Annotated in this window: 15 protein-coding genes; 6 read left to right on the top strand and 9 right to left on the bottom strand. The window is 43.6% G+C overall.

Features of this window, described 5'->3' with window-relative positions; translation table 11 throughout:
* Positions 1-533: 533 nt before the first annotated feature.
* A complete protein-coding gene (locus JMX95_RS11865; protein WP_227676058.1) occupies positions 534-1250 on the bottom strand; it encodes a DNA glycosylase in 717 nt (238 codons plus the stop codon).
* A gap of 271 nt (positions 1251-1521) precedes the next feature.
* Here JMX95_RS11865 and upp point away from each other — a divergent pair, with 271 nt between their 5' ends.
* Together upp and JMX95_RS11855 are read left to right on the top strand one after the other, a co-directional pair.
* A complete protein-coding gene (gene upp, locus JMX95_RS11860; RefSeq protein ID WP_045445969.1) occupies positions 1522-2169 on the top strand; it encodes a uracil phosphoribosyltransferase in 648 nt (215 codons plus the stop codon).
* Between the two features lie 78 nt (positions 2170-2247).
* Positions 2248-3000, top strand: coding sequence for an SDR family NAD(P)-dependent oxidoreductase (locus JMX95_RS11855; protein ID WP_201560919.1), 753 nt, complete (start codon positions 2248-2250; stop codon positions 2998-3000).
* A gap of 24 nt (positions 3001-3024) precedes the next feature.
* Here the strand turns inward: JMX95_RS11855 and JMX95_RS11850 are convergent, their stop codons facing one another.
* On the bottom strand, positions 3025-3681 hold the full coding sequence (locus JMX95_RS11850; protein ID WP_201560918.1) for a hypothetical protein: 657 nt from the start codon (positions 3679-3681) through the stop codon (positions 3025-3027).
* Positions 3682-3898: 217 nt separating this feature from the next.
* Between JMX95_RS11850 and JMX95_RS11845 the strand changes: the two genes are divergently transcribed.
* Positions 3899-4855 (top strand): alpha/beta fold hydrolase, encoded by a 957-nt coding sequence (locus JMX95_RS11845; RefSeq protein WP_201560917.1) that lies wholly within the window; start codon positions 3899-3901, stop codon positions 4853-4855.
* Between the two features lie 68 nt (positions 4856-4923).
* Here the strand turns inward: JMX95_RS11845 and JMX95_RS11840 are convergent, their stop codons facing one another.
* The 3 genes from JMX95_RS11840 to tyrS are packed head-to-tail and all read right to left on the bottom strand — an operon-like array spanning position 4924 to position 7172.
* Positions 4924-5151, bottom strand: coding sequence for a DUF1653 domain-containing protein (locus tag JMX95_RS11840; protein WP_201560920.1), 228 nt, complete (start codon positions 5149-5151; stop codon positions 4924-4926).
* Positions 5152-5158: 7 nt separating this feature from the next.
* Positions 5159-5959 (bottom strand): TIR domain-containing protein, encoded by an 801-nt coding sequence (locus JMX95_RS11835; RefSeq protein ID WP_201560916.1) that lies wholly within the window; start codon positions 5957-5959, stop codon positions 5159-5161.
* 1 nt (position 5960) lies between these two features.
* Positions 5961-7172 (bottom strand): tyrosine--tRNA ligase, encoded by a 1212-nt coding sequence (tyrS, locus tag JMX95_RS11830; RefSeq protein WP_201560915.1) that lies wholly within the window; start codon positions 7170-7172, stop codon positions 5961-5963.
* Positions 7173-7291: 119 nt separating this feature from the next.
* On the opposite strand from tyrS, the gene JMX95_RS11825 reads away from it, so the two are divergent.
* The 3 genes from JMX95_RS11825 (at position 7292) to JMX95_RS11815 (ending at position 11054) form a co-directional block, all read left to right on the top strand.
* Entirely contained in the window at positions 7292-8632 is a 1341-nt protein-coding gene (locus tag JMX95_RS11825) for an anhydro-N-acetylmuramic acid kinase (RefSeq protein WP_201560914.1), read from the top strand.
* A gap of 96 nt (positions 8633-8728) precedes the next feature.
* Positions 8729-10108 carry a beta-ketoacyl-ACP synthase II gene (fabF, locus tag JMX95_RS11820; RefSeq protein ID WP_201560913.1) on the top strand — a complete coding sequence of 460 codons (1380 nt, stop codon included), beginning with the start codon at positions 8729-8731 and terminating at the stop codon, positions 10106-10108.
* Positions 10109-10223: 115 nt separating this feature from the next.
* On the top strand, positions 10224-11054 hold the full coding sequence (locus JMX95_RS11815; protein WP_201560912.1) for a hypothetical protein: 831 nt from the start codon (positions 10224-10226) through the stop codon (positions 11052-11054).
* A 124-nt stretch (positions 11055-11178) separates the two neighbouring features.
* Here JMX95_RS11815 and JMX95_RS11810 read toward each other — a convergent pair whose 3' ends face one another.
* The 4 genes from JMX95_RS11810 to lnt all read right to left on the bottom strand — a co-directional run bounded on the left by JMX95_RS11810 (position 11179) and on the right by lnt (position 17479).
* Positions 11179-12996 carry an aminopeptidase P family protein gene (locus JMX95_RS11810; protein ID WP_201560911.1) on the bottom strand — a complete coding sequence of 606 codons (1818 nt, stop codon included), beginning with the start codon at positions 12994-12996 and terminating at the stop codon, positions 11179-11181.
* A gap of 396 nt (positions 12997-13392) precedes the next feature.
* Positions 13393-14955, bottom strand: a complete 1563-nt coding sequence (locus tag JMX95_RS11805; protein WP_201560910.1) for a peptide MFS transporter — start codon at positions 14953-14955, stop codon at positions 13393-13395.
* Positions 14956-15277: 322 nt separating this feature from the next.
* Positions 15278-15715, bottom strand: coding sequence for a hypothetical protein (locus JMX95_RS11800; RefSeq protein WP_060491940.1), 438 nt, complete (start codon positions 15713-15715; stop codon positions 15278-15280).
* Positions 15716-15895: 180 nt separating this feature from the next.
* Positions 15896-17479 carry an apolipoprotein N-acyltransferase gene (gene lnt / locus JMX95_RS11795; protein WP_045445955.1) on the bottom strand — a complete coding sequence of 528 codons (1584 nt, stop codon included), beginning with the start codon at positions 17477-17479 and terminating at the stop codon, positions 15896-15898.
* Positions 17480-17554 lie beyond the last annotated feature (75 nt).

The following is a 17554-nucleotide window of genomic DNA, read 5'->3' as shown; positions in this document are numbered from 1 at the left end:
ATCCACACAAGTTGTTCTTTAGTTATGCTTTTAAATAGTGCTCAATCACTGTCGTCCAGTAACTGATATATAGGGTAACTCTCTTGCTGTTTAGTCTCAAACCCTTACGGGTTAAGCTATCTAGCGAGCCGACTATCTTATCATAATGATTTGAATTGTCAAGCTTTTTTATGTTTTGTTTCTTCAAGTGAATTGGGTTATTTATATGTATCTTACATATAAGCTTCCAGCTCGTCTTGATGAGGGCGTATTATAGAGGGTTTGAATGTTTAGTCAAGGGCTATTTTAGCTTAATTTAAATAAACTTGGTGATTAAACTAAATTAGCAGGATGGCGACACTACTTTTGCTTTAACTGGATGGCAGTGTATGGGTTCTTGAGGCTGGGTCAAGGTGGTTTATTTACTATTTTGAAGATTATCTAAATTTGTCGTCAATACCTTCTATTTATCAGGCGGTTAGGGTTAAAGATAGTTTTACCCTTACCAACAACAGCCCTTGATCTTAGTTAGCGCTTCTTATATAGAAGCGCTTTTACAGCTTGCCTATCTTTTTGAAGAAGTCTTTATAAGCAGCAATTTTCTTATCTATCGCTAAAGGATATGCACGTGAAGTCGAAGGTAACCTATATAAGGTTAAATCATTAACATCCGCTTTTTGACTTTGGTTACTTTGCCATTGGTAAGGATAGTCCATACTTTGATTGGTCTTAGGATACTTAGACTTGGCAGGTGGCTCGGCTAATAAACCAAGCAGCACTTCTGTTGCCTTACCGCCCGTGGTAAACAAGGTTTCAACCTTTGGCACTTTTGGCACTTTTGGCACTTTTGGCAATATACTATCTAGGTCAACGGGTGTGACAACCGTTAAGTTTTTATCTGAAGCATTACCAGTCTTGCGAATCGCTTGCTTGACGGTCGGACAGGAGGCGATACCGCGCTCAAACATAAAGGCGCGAATACGCTCAGGATCGAAGCGTTTTTCTTTACCTACCCGAAAGTAATCCACATCGTCAAAAAATACACTGCCATAAATACGCCACATGTCATTGTAAAAGTTTGGATAGTGAAATGGCATTGCCCATTTATCAGCGGTCGGTGGAAAAGTGCCCATCATCATTACCGTAGCATTAGATGGTAAAACGGGAGCGAACGGATGCGTTTCTACCTCTGTTGCTTGGGCTTCAGATAATATTAAGCTGTTATCGGTTTTATGCGTATTATTATGGGTGTGATATGGTTGTGTAGTCATAAGATTCTTCATCAGAAAAGCGGTTTTTTTGCTATCATAGCAAGCCTAAACACTGCTTCATTTATTAGGGCGCGATTATAGTCAAACATAGTCGGCTTAAATAAGATCAATCCTGCTATAAATATATTTAGCTTACTTTATTGTCAAAGTAGCAAGCTTACTATTTGTGAGACAGATATAAGGTTGAAGTGCAGTAAGTGTTTGTATCTTTTATACTAATGGCAACCGCAGTAACTGCGCAAGCATCAGACCAAAAACCAAGAGAAACCTTATGAGCGACTTAAAAATCACCGTCATTGATCACCCGCTAGTCCGTCATAAACTCAGCCTTATGCGCGAAAAAGACTGTAGCACTTATAAGTTTCGCACGTTAACCAAAGAGCTTGCACGCTTGATGGCGTATGAAGCAAGCCGTGATTTTGAAATTGAAACCTTCCCAATGCAAGGCTGGTGTGGTGAAATCACAGGTGAGCAAATCATCGGTAAGACGGCGACGATTGTACCGATTTTACGTGCGGGTATTGGTATGCTTGACGGGGTGCTCGATTTGATTCCTACAGCAAAAATCTCTGTCGTCGGCTTGCAACGTGATGAAGAAACCTTACAACCTGTGCCGTTCTTTGAAAAATTTGTCAGCCATATGGACAAACGCCCAGCCCTTATCATTGACCCAATGTTAGCCACTGGTGGCTCAATGGTTGCGACCATCGAAATGCTAAAGAAAAATGGCTGTACCAATATTAAAGCATTGGTATTGGTTGCGGCACCTGAAGGCGTACGTGTGGTCAATGAAGCGCATCCTGATGTGACCATTTATACCGCCGCATTAGATAGCCATTTAGATGAACATGGCTATATCATCCCAGGTTTAGGCGATGCGGGCGATAAAATCTTTGGTAAGCAATTATTTAACAAGTAAGACAACGCCAATAAATCAAGACAAGCTGTCGTTATAAACCATGACACATGTACAGAACATCAATGATAAGGATATAAGATGAACGTATTGATTACAGGAGCAAGCGCAGGTTTTGGTAAAGCGCTGGCCGAGCGTTTGGTTGCCAATGGTCATCGCGTGATTGGCTGTGCCAGACGCCTCGATAAGCTGAATGCTTTAGCAGACACTTTAGGCGAAGCATTTTTACCTGTGGTCATGGATGTGAGTGACACGGCTACTATTCCGCAAATTATCGCTGATTTGCCTGACGGTTTTAACCAAATCGATGTCTTGGTAAATAATGCTGGATTGGCACTCGGTACAGAACCTGCGCAAAATGCCAGTCTTGATGATTGGATGCGTATGACTGATACCAATATTAAAGGGTTGATGGCGCTGACCCATGCAGTCTTGCCAGCAATGGTAGCGCGCGATAGCGGTTATATTATCAATGTTGGTTCAATCGCTGGCAGCTGGCCTTATTTTGGTGGCAACGTTTATGGTGCGACCAAAGCCTTTGTCAAACAGTTTAGCCTCAATCTGCGCGCGGATCTCATCGGTACGCAAGTGCGAGTGACCAACCTTGAACCGGGTAATGTCGCGGGTACTGAGTTTTCAAACGTGCGCTTTCATGGCGATGACGATAAAGCCGCCAAGGTTTACGACGGCTTTAAAACCATGACCGGCGATGATATTGGCGATATTTTATTATGGCTGATTGAATCGCCTGCTCATATTAACGTCAATCGTTTAGAAGTGATGCCAGTTGCGCAAACTTATAACGGGCTGACGATTGCTAAGCAAGGTTCTTAAACCTTTATCTGATCGTTTGGCTTATTAACGTAACTCATAAGACCGAAGCAATATAGTCTCATCTATATTGCTTCTTTTTTTGGCTATGATATTCATCTCATTGACCAACCTCAAATCCTGAAAATCTAAAATCAATACCTCATTGCGCAAGCGCTCGCTGGTACGTTTATTATGGCGTATCGGAAATCCTAATACTTGCTTACCCCTAATCACTATCTGATTGATAATCATGGTCGGATTATTCATTATAGCTTTTGCACTTAATTTTTGAGCATTAATGATCACTGTGGCAGGATTGACCATTGTGCTTAAAACCTTTGTTTGACGCACGCTTTTTGGTAAATCCCCTGCAAAAAACAATACCTGACCTAGCGGTAAATACTGCGCGTGACGCATCAATTCTTGACGAAACAGCAAAGGCATATCACTATTGAAACTGTCTTCTGTTTGCTGAGAGAACGCCGTAAAATTACGCTGCAAATAACGTCCAAACACGCTGCTATTAATCCAGTCTTGATAAACCTCATTGGCTAGTAATTGCTGTGTAAATGCTGCGGCATCTGGTACCTCCTCTGCCATAAGAATCGCTAGTAATAACGCCTGTGGATTGGTAAATGTTTGCTGCTGCCAAAATTTTGGATATAGGCTGCTATCAAGCAATGGTAACGTCAGCTTGTTCATACCTTAATATCCTTATATTTTACTTGCTGACGTTTGATTCGATTGGTCAAAGTCTATGATAAGTCACTACTTTTACCGCTTAACTGCTTTTATGCTATGGTTAATTACCTGCTTTAATATAGCAGTCTTTTAGAAATGAGATAAAGACTTTTGCTAGATACATTTTGGCTCAATCGACTTGGTAAAACCGCTTAATGAAAACAAGGTACATTGCCTTATGAAGAAAAACTTAATCAACTTGCCTACTAACTACCAGTTGAAAACGATTGATATCACTTTAACTGACGGTACGTTGCTACCAGTGTCAGTCATAGGTAGTGGCAAACCTGTAATATTACTGCATGCTTATGGTATGGACGCGCGTGAGTTTTTGCCATTTATTTTACCTTTGGTTGGCAAGTATGCCTTTTACCTGCCGCATTTGCGAGGATTTGGGGCGGCAAAAGATATCGACCTCACCCAGTTTGATTTTGTGCGCCAGTATGCCGATGATATCAGTGTCGTCATTGAGCAAATTTGCTTAGCGCGCAATATAGAGTCCTTGCCTGTTGCCGCTATTTCGATGGGCGCACAAGTGATGTGGGCGTATTTTGAGCGTTATGGCAGCGCGAAAGTCAGCCGTTATTTGAATATTGACCAAAGTACTGCTATCCATAATCAGCCTGATTGGCAAGGTGGCTTGTTTGGTGCGCGGCAGCAAGAAGTATTTGATATCTTTCACGAAGTAATTGAGAAAACTTTACCTTATGCTGAAATAAAAAGCTTTACCCACCTACCGTTTGCTCTAAAACGCCGTGCAACGGATGTCGAACGACTGTTCTCTCTGTTATCTGTTAATCGAACGCGCTCGAAAGCGTTTATACAAGTGATGACTTATAAAAATGACCCTAAACTTGCGCTTTATGATCATAGTATTTGGCATCATAAAATGCGCTGCTTGCAAGCCTATTTGACACTACCCTATGACTTTCGTGGTGCGATAGAGCGGGTCACTATTCCAGTGGTCAACCTCATCGGTGGTCGCTCCAAAATCTATGATGCTAAGTGGCAGCAACAAGTCACCCAAATGCTACCCAATGCAACTGAGATAGTATTGCCGCGCTCAGGTCATGCGATACCAATGGATGAGCCAATTGGGTTTTATAAAGTATTGAAGGGATTTTTACAGGGTTAATTGTTGATTCATATAAAAAAAGCGACCTTAACGGGTCGCTTTTTTATGTGAGCAATAAATTTTAATCATTAATCAGCTAACGCTTTGGTCAGCTCAAATCGCGGCACTTGCTTACCCTCAACTTCAACAGTTTCCGTAAACACAGCTAACGGTCGCACCCAAACGCCATATTCACCGTAAAGACAGCGGTAAACGACTAGCGACTCTTCCGTTTCTGAATGCTGCGCGGTATGCAAAACTTGATACAGGCTGCCTTTATAATGGCGGTAAATGCCTTGAGGGATGGTTTGAGTCATAGCCATTTTAAGAAACCTTATTCATATCAATATCGTAACCTGATGCTCTCATTTCTCTAACAAGGCTCAACTTCCAACCCTGTGATTCATCTAAAGAAATATAAACTACACCTGATATATCATTTGGTTTTTCAACATTGCCTTTAACAAGTGCAACAACATTCTTCCTACCGATTTTGCCTATCAAAAAACCATGTTCAAAAACGACGTTTTGTCTAGCTCTAGGTTGAAGGTTATCTTGATCACTTTTAGCCGCACCGACATCACATTGAGTATAAAGCACAATAGCAAAACCAACATCCGTATGCTGTTCAATTTTCTCAATGATAGTAGAGCCGGAACTAGCTTGCTCATGCAAAATAGTTGATCTAAAACCTATTGTTTCAACAAATCTTGCTACTTCATACTTAGAGGCATCATCATGCCCGTGAACAATAAAGACTGTTGAGCAGTCTTTTTCAGGCTTTTCTTTCATAGCCCCATTATCTATAGAATCAAGCAATTCAACTTCTTCTATTGTATCTTTCATTACATTCAAAGCTTCTGTATAACCAATTGTCCATTGTTTTTTCCATTCTGACTCATTAAACTCCATCTCTTCGTACCACTCAGAACCGAATTCATTCAAAGCATCATAAGGACTGAAACTAACCCTATTCATCCTTTCAACATAGTATTTACCATTATCTAGATAATTCAATAACAAAACTTCGAACCTTCTAAATAACTTACTTCTGTTTTGGCTATCCTCATATGTCATCTGTTTAAATTCTTGAACAACTGCTTCAAAAGCTTCTACCTTTTGCATCTCAACCCACCATCACTTTCGCATACGCCTTTTTGCCTGCTTGTATAACCACTGTCTGACCAGCCGTTAAGCTAAAGCTCGCATCGACGACTTCGCCATCTACTTTTACCGCGCCACGCTTGATCATGTCTTTCGCAGATGAGCTATTTTTAGCCAATCCAGCTTGGTTGAGTACTTGAGTAATAAATAGCGCCTCAGCACCTTCTAAATCTAGTGTTACTTCTGGTAAATCAACAGGCAGTTCACCATCAGCTAATACGTTACCCGCTGATTTGTGCGCATTAGCAGCCGCATCGGCATCATGGAAACGCTCGATTAATTCTTCAGCAAGAATACGTTTGATTTCTTGTGGATTGCGACCATTTTCCATCTCTGCCATTAACGCTTCGACTTCTTCCATCGGCTTAAAGCTTAAAAACTCAAAGTAGCGACGGATTAAGGTGTCTGGCATCGACAGTAGTTTTTGGTACATGGTGCCCGGTGCATCATAAATGCCGACGTAGTTATTCAGGGATTTAGACATTTTATTGACGCCGTCTAGCCCTTCTAAGATTGGCACGGTGATACACACTTGTGGCTCTTGACCATAACGACCTTGCAGGGTACGTCCCATTAGGATGTTAAAGGTTTGGTCAGTACCACCAAGCTCGACATCCGCTTTTAATGCGATAGAATCATAGCCTTGCACCAATGGGTAGAGAAACTCATGGATAGCAATTGGCGTTTGCGCGGCATAGCGTTTAGAGAAATCATCGCGCTCAAGCATACGCGAGACGGTCAATTGGCTCGAAAGCTGAATCATATCGCCCGCTGACATATCTTTGAACCATTCAGAGTTGAAGACTATCTTGGTTTTTTCTTTATCCAAAATTTTAAAGACTTGCTCAGCATAAGTCTGCGCATTGACTTTGATTTGCTCGTCGGTCAATGGTGGACGGGTGCTGTTCTTACCAGACGGGTCACCAATCTTGGCAGTATAATCACCAATTAGAAAATAAATCTCATGACCCAAATCTTGAAAATGCTTAAGCTTATTAATCAGCACGGTATGACCCAAATGCAGGTCAGGGGCAGTAGGGTCAAAGCCTGCTTTGATACGTAGCGGGCGATTGAGTTTAAGCTTCTTAACCAAATCTTCTTCAGATAGGATTTCTTGCGTGCCGCGTTGGATCAGGGCAAGTTGTTCTTCTAGGGTGTAGGTTTGCGTGGTCATGATGCTCTCTTTATTGTCTTTATTAAAAGGGTAACGCGTTTGGGCTATTTAGAATCTCGTAGCCAGTAAAAGATGTTAGAATTTGAGAGATATACTAGCGTTTTTTAAGGTAAATTGCCATGACCAAGCCCGTATCGATTGACGATATTCAGAATACTCCTGACACAGATTTAAGTTTAGAGATGAGCTTAGATAGCCGTCTAGATAATATTGACGATTTAAACTATGCCACCTTGACCGATGCACTCGAGCAAACCGTGTTTGAAAACTTCGATGATGGCTTATATATCGGCATGATGTCTGGCACCAGCTTAGACGGGATGGATGCGGTTCTTTGTCAGTTTAGTAGTGATAGTAGTGCTGAAAAAGATACACAGCAACCGATGCGACTGTTAGCAACTCATAGCCAAGAGTTTCCGCCGCGTTTGCGTGAAGTATTATTGGCTTTATGTCAGCCTAATGGTGTTCAAGAATTAATACCTGCAGAGGGTGAACCAAACAGCGAATTAGACTGGTTCGGTTGGGCAAGTAAAGAATACGCTGAATTTGCCAGCGAGGTGGTCAATAATTTATTGCAGCAATCGAATACTGATGTAGAGTCAGTGTTGGCGATCGGCTGTCACGGTCAAACGGTACGCCATCGTCCGCAACTGGGCTTTAGCTTGCAATTGGTCGATGCCAACATCATTGCTGAGCGTACTGGCATTAGCGTCGTCAGCGATTTTCGCCGCCGTGATATGGCAGTTGGCGGTCAAGGAGCGCCTTTGGTTCCAGCTTTTCATCAAGCGTTATTTGCCACGCCTGATAGCACGCGCGTGTTATTAAATTTAGGCGGTATTGCCAATATCACAGTCTTGCCAGCAAACGATAGCCCTGTGATTGGTTATGATACGGGTCCTGCCAATTTATTGTTGGATGCGTGGACGGCATTGCATACTGATAAAGATTATGATGCTGGCGGCACTTGGGCGCAGTCTGGACAAGTGGTTGAGCCGCTACTTAATCAGCTAATAGAACATCCATTTTTTGCGCGAACGTATCCAAAAAGCACTGGGCGTGAAGATTTTAACTTAGCATGGCTACAGGATGAGCTGCAAAAGTTCGATCAGGCATCTGCCCATATTCGCTATTCGTCAGCGGATGTGCAGGCGACGCTTACTGAACTGACAGCGATGAGTGCCAGTATGCAAATTAACATGTTTATTAATGCTCATGAAAATAGCTCGGTTTACGTCTGTGGTGGCGGTGCATTAAACGATTATTTGATGACTCGCTTGCAAGCGCATCTGCCCCATTGCACGGTAGAGACCACCGCAAGCTTAGGACTGAATCCAGCGTGGGTCGAAGCCGTCGCCTTTGCATGGCTCGCACGGCAAACACTAATAGGTGAAACGGGTAATTTGCCAGCCGTGACTGGTGCGAGTAAAGGCGTGGTTTTGGGTCAGGTTTGTTTCGCCTGACTGGTCAAATTTTAGTTTACACACGTGCACTTATGTGTTTTATAATGAATTCTGAAATACCCTCCTCTTAGGACTTGTAAGTATAGGATATATCGCATGAGCCAACACAGCAGTTCACTTACTGATCAAGCTACCAATGATGCTAGCGCAACAGCGGAGCATCAACCGCGTCAGAAACTACCGCACTATGAGCGTAGCGATGACTTGCGCGTCGTAATTACGGGTATGGGTGCGTTGACACCTTTGGGACTCGACGTCGATAGCTCATGGACTAAACTGCTCAATGGTGATAGCGGCATCGCGCCAATTACACATTTTGATGCTACTGGCTATCGCGCTCAAATTGCTGGCGTGGTCAAGGATTTCGATGCCAAGCAATATATGAATGCCAAAGACGCGCGACGCTATGATGAATTTATTCATTATGGTATTGCCGCCTCTAGTATGGCATTACAGAACGCTGGTTTTATCGATGAAGTAAGTGCTGCTGACGCACCTGTGCAAAATGTCGATCAAGAGCGATTCGGCATTATTTTAGGCTCAGGTATTGGTGGTATCCAAACCATTGAAAACAGTCGCGATACGCTACGAGAAAAAGGTGCTATGAAAGTTTCGCCCTTTATCATTCCTGGCTCTATTGTGAATATGGCAGCAGGCTTAGTCGCGATTAAACATACCTTAAAAGGTCCCAACCTTGCGACATCGACGGCTTGTACCACCGCTACCCATGCAATGGGTCTCGCTGCACGTTTGATTGCTTATGGTGACGCCGATGTCATGCTAGCAGGCGGTAGTGAAAAAGGCTCAAGCCCACTTGGCATATCAGGTTTTGGTGCCATGCATGCCCTCTCAACTCGCAATGACGAACCAACCAAAGCCTCGCGTCCCTTTGACAAAGACCGTGATGGTTTTGTGCTCGGTGATGGCGCGGGTATGGTGGTACTAGAAAGCCTCGCTCATGCCAAAGCACGCGGTGCAACCATACTCGCTGAACTGGTCGGCTTTGGGATGAGTGATGATGCCAGTCACATCACAGCACCGCCTGAAGATGGCAGCGGTGCGGCGCGAGCGATGCGTAATGCCCTAAATGATGCAGGCATTGAGCCATCGAGTGTTGGTTATGTCAACGCTCATGGCACCAGCACCCCTGCGGGTGATGTCGCTGAATCGATTGCTATTGAAACCGTTTTTGCCCCAGTCAAAGACCGCATTTTGGTTAGCTCAACCAAATCGATGACGGGTCATTTGCTTGGTGCCGCGGGTGCTGTTGAAGCCATATTTACCGTCCTTGCCCTACAGCATCAGCATGTGCCACCCACCATTAATTTGGACAATGTGGAAGACAACTGTAACCTCGACTATGTCGCCAACCAATCGCGCAAAGTTGAAAACCTACAGTATGCCGTATCCAATAGCTTTGGCTTTGGTGGTACCAATGGCTCGTTAGTATTTGCGCGCTGGCCCGTGAATCATTAAGGTATAAAACTCACCATGTCGGTCGTTGTAACCTTGGTGTCAGATTTGCTACGTTTGTCCACTTGCAGCCCCTTATCGTATTTGCGTATGATAAGGGGTAATTTTTGGAACATTTATGGACGATACCATGTCAAGCTACTCATTTTCCCATCAGTTTTACCAGCGCTGGACGTGTGCGCCTGAGCCTATTCGCGCAGCAATTACCCAAGAGCTAAAAGACATCACCACCTTACTGCAAAACGATACCCCATTTGAAAGCTTTGTCTTTAATACTCATGATTTGGATACCCACATCGATGAGCTATACGAAAACCATGAAGCGGAGCAAGCCATCGCTAAAGCCATTACTGACAAAAAAGCCGAAGAGCAAGCGACTGCTGAAAAACAGCAGCGAGAAGAACAACAAAAAGTAAAAGCGGCAGAGGATGCCAGATTAAAAGAAAGTGCTAGATTAAAAGAGGCAGCCAAACTTCGTGAAGCAGCAGATACCGCGCAAAAAGAACAACAGAAAATTGAGCAAATAGCCGCTGATAAAACGACCGCTATAAACACCAATGATGCCAGCGATTCAGAATCGCTCAGCATTGATAACACGGTTGAGAAAAACCAAAATGTTGAAAAATCGGCTGCGACGCAATCTAGTTCTGAGAACAAAACCATCAGTGAACATGCTAATGTCGCTCATGACAAGCATATTAATGACGACCACAGCATAAAAGCGGTCAATGACAAAGCCAGCGCCGCCATTAAACTGGCATTGAAAGATGCGAAACTGAGTACTACACATCAAGAAATGATCCGTGAGTTGGAAATGCAAATTGATGATTATCTCAGTGAGCAAATGATGCTGATGTCTGAGAATTTAAAATCTTGGTTACGTGCTGAAGTGACTCAAAATGTAAGCGAAGATGAAGCAGGAACTGACAAAGAGTCTAAAAAAAGCTAAATGCTGCGTCCTACGCATCACCCTTTAGCAATAAATCCTTAGTAACAAATTCCTAGTACTAAAAAACCCCCGTAAACTTTACGGGGGTTTTTTCATTTTAGCTTCGTCGATATGAGCGTTTACTTTAGATAGCCTTAGTCCGCTCAGTCAGCCATTCAAGTGCCGCACCTTCAACGCGGTCTTTTAGCTCTGCATAGACTTGGCTATGATAATTATTCAACCAATCAATTTCGATTTGAGTTAATAATGACGACTCAATTAAACGGGTATCAATTGGGCAATAAGTGACGGTCTCAAAATTAAGAAAATCGCCGAATTCCGTTTCTATAGGCTGGGCAACACGTTTATTAACCATCAGGTTCTCAATACGAATACCGTATTTGCCTTCACGGTATAGACCTGGCTCATTACTTGAGATCATGCCCTCTTTCATCGCACGCTCTTTCGGCATGCTGGCACTATAAGCAATCACTTGTGGGCCTTCATGGACGTTCAAGAAATAACCAACGCCATGACCAGTACCGTGACCATAATCCATCTGTGCCTGCCATAATGGTGCACGGCATATCGCATCGATGAGTGGTGAAGCGATACCATCAGGGAAATGTGCTTTTGCTAAGGCAATATGGGCTTTGAGTACGGTGGTAAAGTCACGTTTGTGTTCGCTACTTACCTGTCCAATACCGACCACACGGGTGATATCAGTGGTGCCGTTTTGATACTGAGCGCCTGAATCAATGAGCAATAAACCACCCTCACCTTCATTGACATCTAGGTAGCTAAATTTTTCTGGCGTTGCGCGATAATGTGGCAGCGCACCATTTTCATTAAAGCCTGCGATAGTCGGGAAACTTGGCGATACATAATGTGGCTGCTGACTGCGCACTTCGATGAGCATACTATCAACGTCCAGCTCGCTTAAACGCTCACCGTCTGCTAAACGCTGCTCAAATGCGGCAAAAAACTCACTTAATGCCGCGCCATCTTGACGCATGGCTTCACGCACATGGTCGATATCAGCGTCAGATTTAACCGATTTTAGCAACGTACTTGGCGCCATTTGCTCAATAAAACCTATGCCATCGCCCATTTTAGATAACGTACCTACTGCCACTTTACTTGGGTCTAATAGCAATAAGTCATCAGCAGTCAATGTGCCCAACGCATCTTGCACAGCATCATAATCAGCAAGGGTGATACCGCTGTCTTTTAAGCTTTGTGCTATCTCGCTACTGACTTTATTATTATCGATAAACAATGTCGCGTCATGTTCGCTAATGAGCATATGTGCCAAAAACACAGGGTTATAGTCAACATCAGCGCCGCGTAAATTGGTCAACCAAGCAATATCGTCTAAGCTTGAAAGCAAGTGATGGGTTGCGCCTGCCTCAGCCATACCTGCGCGTACAGCGGCAAGTTTTGAGGTAGCAGTCTGCGCGACAAACTGCGCATCGTGTTGATATAGACTGGCAGTAGGTAGCGCTGGACGATCGCTCCATATTTCTGTCAATACGTCACGCTCAGTGATTAAGGTAATGTCATTGGCATCAAAGGCATTTAACAATCTATCTTGCTCAGAGATAGACAATACATTGCCGTCGACTGCCACGCTATCCCCCTCAGCCAAATGCTCGGCGAGCCAATCAATATGATTTGGCTGACCCGGTGCAAGCTTCTCTAAGCTAATACCAGTACCTTCTAATTGGTCAGCGGCGTGTACCCAATAGCGGCTGTCCGTCCATAATCCAGCAAAATCAGCGGTAACAACGAGCGTCCCGACTGAGCCTGTGAATCCTGATAACCATAAGCGCGCTTGCCAATATTCTGGCAGATACTCAGATAAATGCGGATCAGCAGACGGTACGATAATCGCGGTCAGATCTTGTGCTATCAACGCCTGACGTAGGCTGTCGATACGATCGTGGATGCTTTGTTTATTCATAAAAGGTGTCCTTATTGATTTTAAAAAATAAGATTTGGAAAAATCATATTGTGAGGCGACTATGGATAGTCGTCTTATTTGAGCGAGTAAACTGTTTTAGGCGTTTGCTATTTATCATTCATTGAATGCTCAGCATCTAAACCTACATAAGCAGCTCAATGTCTTAAAAATTAAAATATTGTCAATGACCAGATAAATGAGGCTAGCTATTTTTAGGAGCATTACAGCAGAGCATTATTAGATGTTTGGGCGGAAAGCGTACTTTCAATAGCGTGGGGGCAATAACTTACTAAGTGTCACCATAAAACGTGCTACCGATCATGGTAACACGTCTCGCCATCTAACATTTTTGCTAGTATTGCTATTGATCCTAAATCCGTTAACCGTGTGTCTGAATTAGCTCAGCTTATCTGCACGCTCGCTTTTTTGCAGCATATTATTGATCGGTTTGGCTAATGCCAATAAGACAACGGCTGTGACCACCAAAAAGATCGTCATCATCGTAAATAAGCCCGGCAACCCTTCGATCTTATCCGCTGATACTTGACCACCAAAGAACGCAGCAACCAAATTACCTAAAGCAAGAGAAGCAAAGAAAAGCCCCATCATCTGACCTTGCATGCCTTTTGGCGCAAGCTTAGTCATTGCAGACAGACCAACAGGACTGAGCGCCAACTCACCAAGGGTCAGCAATAATAAACTACCCACTAACCATAAAGGTGAAGCCAATCCACCATCGCTAGTCAAAATGCTTTTTGAGGCAAATATCATCAAGGCAAAGCCTGCAGCGGCAAACAACATACCAAGCGCAAACTTTACCATACTATTTGGCTCAAGGCCTCGATTGGCAAGCTTGACCCAGACAATGCTAATGATCGGCGCTAATATTAAAATAAACAAAGGATTAAGCGATTGAAACCAAATACTAGGCACTTCAAAGCCTAAAACATTCAGGTCTGTATAGCGATCGGCGAACAGGTTAAAAGACGTTGGCTGCTGCTCAAAGCTTGACCAAAATAGCGTCGAGCCGATGATTAAGATAAAACAAATTAACAAACGCAGCTTGTCAGTTTTATCCAATCGCGGTGAAATAAACATGACAGCAAAGTATAATATGACGACTGCGGCAATGAGGTAAGTCATATACTGAGCAACCATTTCAGGGTTAAATGGCATAATACCAGTCGACACTAAGACAGTAATGGCAGCAAGTAGCGCGAGAAACCCGCCAACCCAGCGACCTACATTTTTGAAACGTCCAGTCGTTTGTTCCCATTCAGGCGTAATGTTTTTGGCACGAGCATAACGATTTAAGGTTTTTTTAGCTGAAAAACGATAAATCAATAGTGAAGCTAACATGCCAAGACCACCGACACCAAAGCCTACATGCCACATACCTTTTTCTTTAAATACGCCAACGATAAGGGCAGCCAGTAGCGCACCAATATTGATACCCATATAAAATAGAGTAAAGCCGCTATCACGGCGTGCATCGCCTTTGGGATACAACGTTCCGACCATCACGGAGATACAGGTTTTAAATAAGCCTGAACCGAGAACGATACACATCAAACCCACAAAAAACAGCGTCATCCCAAACATAGCCGATAGTGCGATACACAAATGACCAAGGGCGATAATAATACTACCCCACCAGAGTGCACGCTCTTGACCGAGCCAATTATCAGCCAACCAGCCACCCGGTACTGCCGCTAAATATAACGAACCAGCAAAAATACCATAGATAGCAGAAGCTGTAACTTCATCGAAACCAAAACCGCCACTACCGACGGTCGCTACCATAAATAATACTAATAGTGGACGGATACTATAATAAGAGAATCGCTCCCACATTTCTGTGAAAAACAATGGACGTAGCGGCTTAGGGTGCCCCATAAATCCATTATCTAGTGCTGCCAATTCAGCAGCACTAACCTCTGACTTTGATTCTGCACTCATAACTTTATTCCTTTAAAGACCACTGTATTAACGACCAAATATATAATTATCCCGACAAGCGGTCATATAGGCGCATCATTGTTTCACTTGGATATAATCAAGTAAAGAAATAATTGGTCAATAATTACACAAATACCCACAAAAAAGCCCGCTATCATTGGCTGAAAGCGGACTTTTATTTTTAGCATCAATGTCAGTGATGACGACGCTGTTGTGCTTATGGTATTACAATAATACTTAGGCTTTAAGCAAAAATACTTGGACTTTAAGCGAAGCGGTTTGTCGATCCGTACTTTAAAAAAGTAGCATCGACTTACGTATATTACTGTGCGGCTACCGCTTCATCAGTGGTATCACCCGCTTCCAAATCACCGTCTGCTTGCTCAGCCGTTAGATCAGCATCTGCAACCGCAGTTTGACTGACTGTACCAGAAGCAGTTGCAGTACCAGCTTCTGCAGTAACCACAGCGCTATCAGTATCGGTCGCTGGGGTAACGCTTGCGTCTGCAGCAGTATCAGTCGCTGTAGCATCCGCGGCTACAGGTGCTGTTTCAGCTGGCGCAGTGTCTTCAGCAGCAATCGCTTCTGCTTCATCAGCCGCCGCTGAGGTTTCGGTTGTCTCAGCAGTAATGTGCTCGCCTGCTGGACGCAAAAATCCAGAAATACCAATAAGTAAGACGATACCTAAAAATAAGGCAACACCGCCTAAAGCAAATAAGAACTCTTTTTTAGGGTTGTTTTCGACAATATGTTCTGACATACCTTATCCACCTTGCACAAAATATTTAAAATATTGGTCTATTATATCGCAATTCGTACCGATTTGTTAAAACCCTTAAGTATTTAAAGGATTTATTATCAACAAACTTTGCCACTCGCTTTTGTGGTTAATTCTCATAACCCATTCTAGCGATTCATTATGACTTGTAATAATAGCCAGTTATTTTAGCGACTTACCCAAACGCGGTTGCGGCATCCCACGCTTACCAAAGTAGCTCAAGACAAGTAACAGCGTAATGATAAAGAGAATCGGATAATTACCGAAGCTCATAAAAGGTGTATTACCAACCCGCGCCTGAACATCACCGCGCAATACGGTGCGCTCAAACTGCGGTGCACGCTCGACGATACGACCTTTATGATCGATGATCGCGGTCACGCCCGTATTGGTCGCACGCATAAACCAACGCCCATTCTCTAGCGCGCGCATCTGCACCATTTGCAGATGTTGCAATGGACCTGCCGACGTACCAAACCAAGCATCGTTTGAGATGGTCAATAAGAAGTCCGTGCCAATCGCGTTTTTACGAGTGGTATCAGGGTAAGCCACTTCATAACAGACTGCTGAGCCCAAATTATGACCACGTACACGCAGCGGTGATTGGTTGTCACTACCACGACTATAGCTCATGATTTCTTGACTACCAGCAAGGTTTGGCAAGATATCTAACATGCCTTCGAAGGGAATATATTCACCAAATGGTACCAGGCGCTGCTTTTTATACATGCCCTCAGCGTCACTACCTAGCGCAACCACGCTATTATAAAATGGCGGATATTTATCCGTTTTTGGGTCAAAGTTTTCTAAATCTCTATAAGGAATACCTGTTACCCACGTGGTATCTGTTTCTTTGGCCATTTTAACCATTTCACTGATAAAGCCAATCGCTTCATCTTGAAACATAGGAATCGAGGATTCTGGCCATAAGACGATATCGCGATCCCACTCAGTACTTGTCAGAGTTGCATAAATTTTTAGGGTTTCTATTTGATATTCGGTGAGCCATTTTAAATCTTGTGGAATATTACCTTGGATTAAGGACACGGACAAATCAGGTGTGCCTTTTGGTTTCGTCCATTGCGGATTAATCAACCATAACGCGCTGCTAATGACCAACAATGCTATCGACGGAATCATATAGCCGCCACGGCGACGCAATAGCTCAACCAAACTGGCTGCCAATAATACCGCCACAAAAGACACTGCAAAGACGCCAGCAACTGGTGCTAATGACGATAACCAATACTGCTCCGTAAAGGCATAACCGACAAACAACCACGGGAATCCAGTGAACAGCCACGTTTTCAGCCACTCTTGGAGTATCCATAGCGCCGCAAACGACAATGGCTGACGACCGACCATACGGTTGAAAACCAACGCCAAAAAGCCATGGAATAACCCCATGCCTAACCCCATCAGCGCAATCATAATCAGCGCAAGCCACGCTGGCGTATCGCCATAAACATGAATAGAGGTGTATAACCAAAATGCACCAACGCACCAAAGTCCCGTACCATAAGCCTGACCGATAAGAAAAGCACGTTTACCGCTCATATCAGGCATCAATAATGCATATAAAATAGCAGGCGAAACCAATGCTAGTGGCCAAATGCCATAAGGCGCCAGTGCAAATATAAACACCGCACCTGCCAACAACGCAATCAATACCGTCAGCGCTATAGGCAAACCCTTTGGCTTATCAGGGTTCAGGCGTTTTTGTAAATCAACAGTAGACAGGCGCATAGCAGTTATCCAAAACCATATTTTTCAAAATTTTAAGCGTCAACATTCAGATGAAAACCAAGCTGAAGCAGACCG

This window comes from Psychrobacter sp. NC44 (assembly GCF_904846655.1).
Taxonomy (GTDB): Bacteria; Pseudomonadota; Gammaproteobacteria; order Pseudomonadales; family Moraxellaceae; genus Psychrobacter.
The sequence above is the reverse complement of the archived record's forward strand: the minus strand, read 5'-3'. Positions and strand labels throughout refer to the sequence as shown.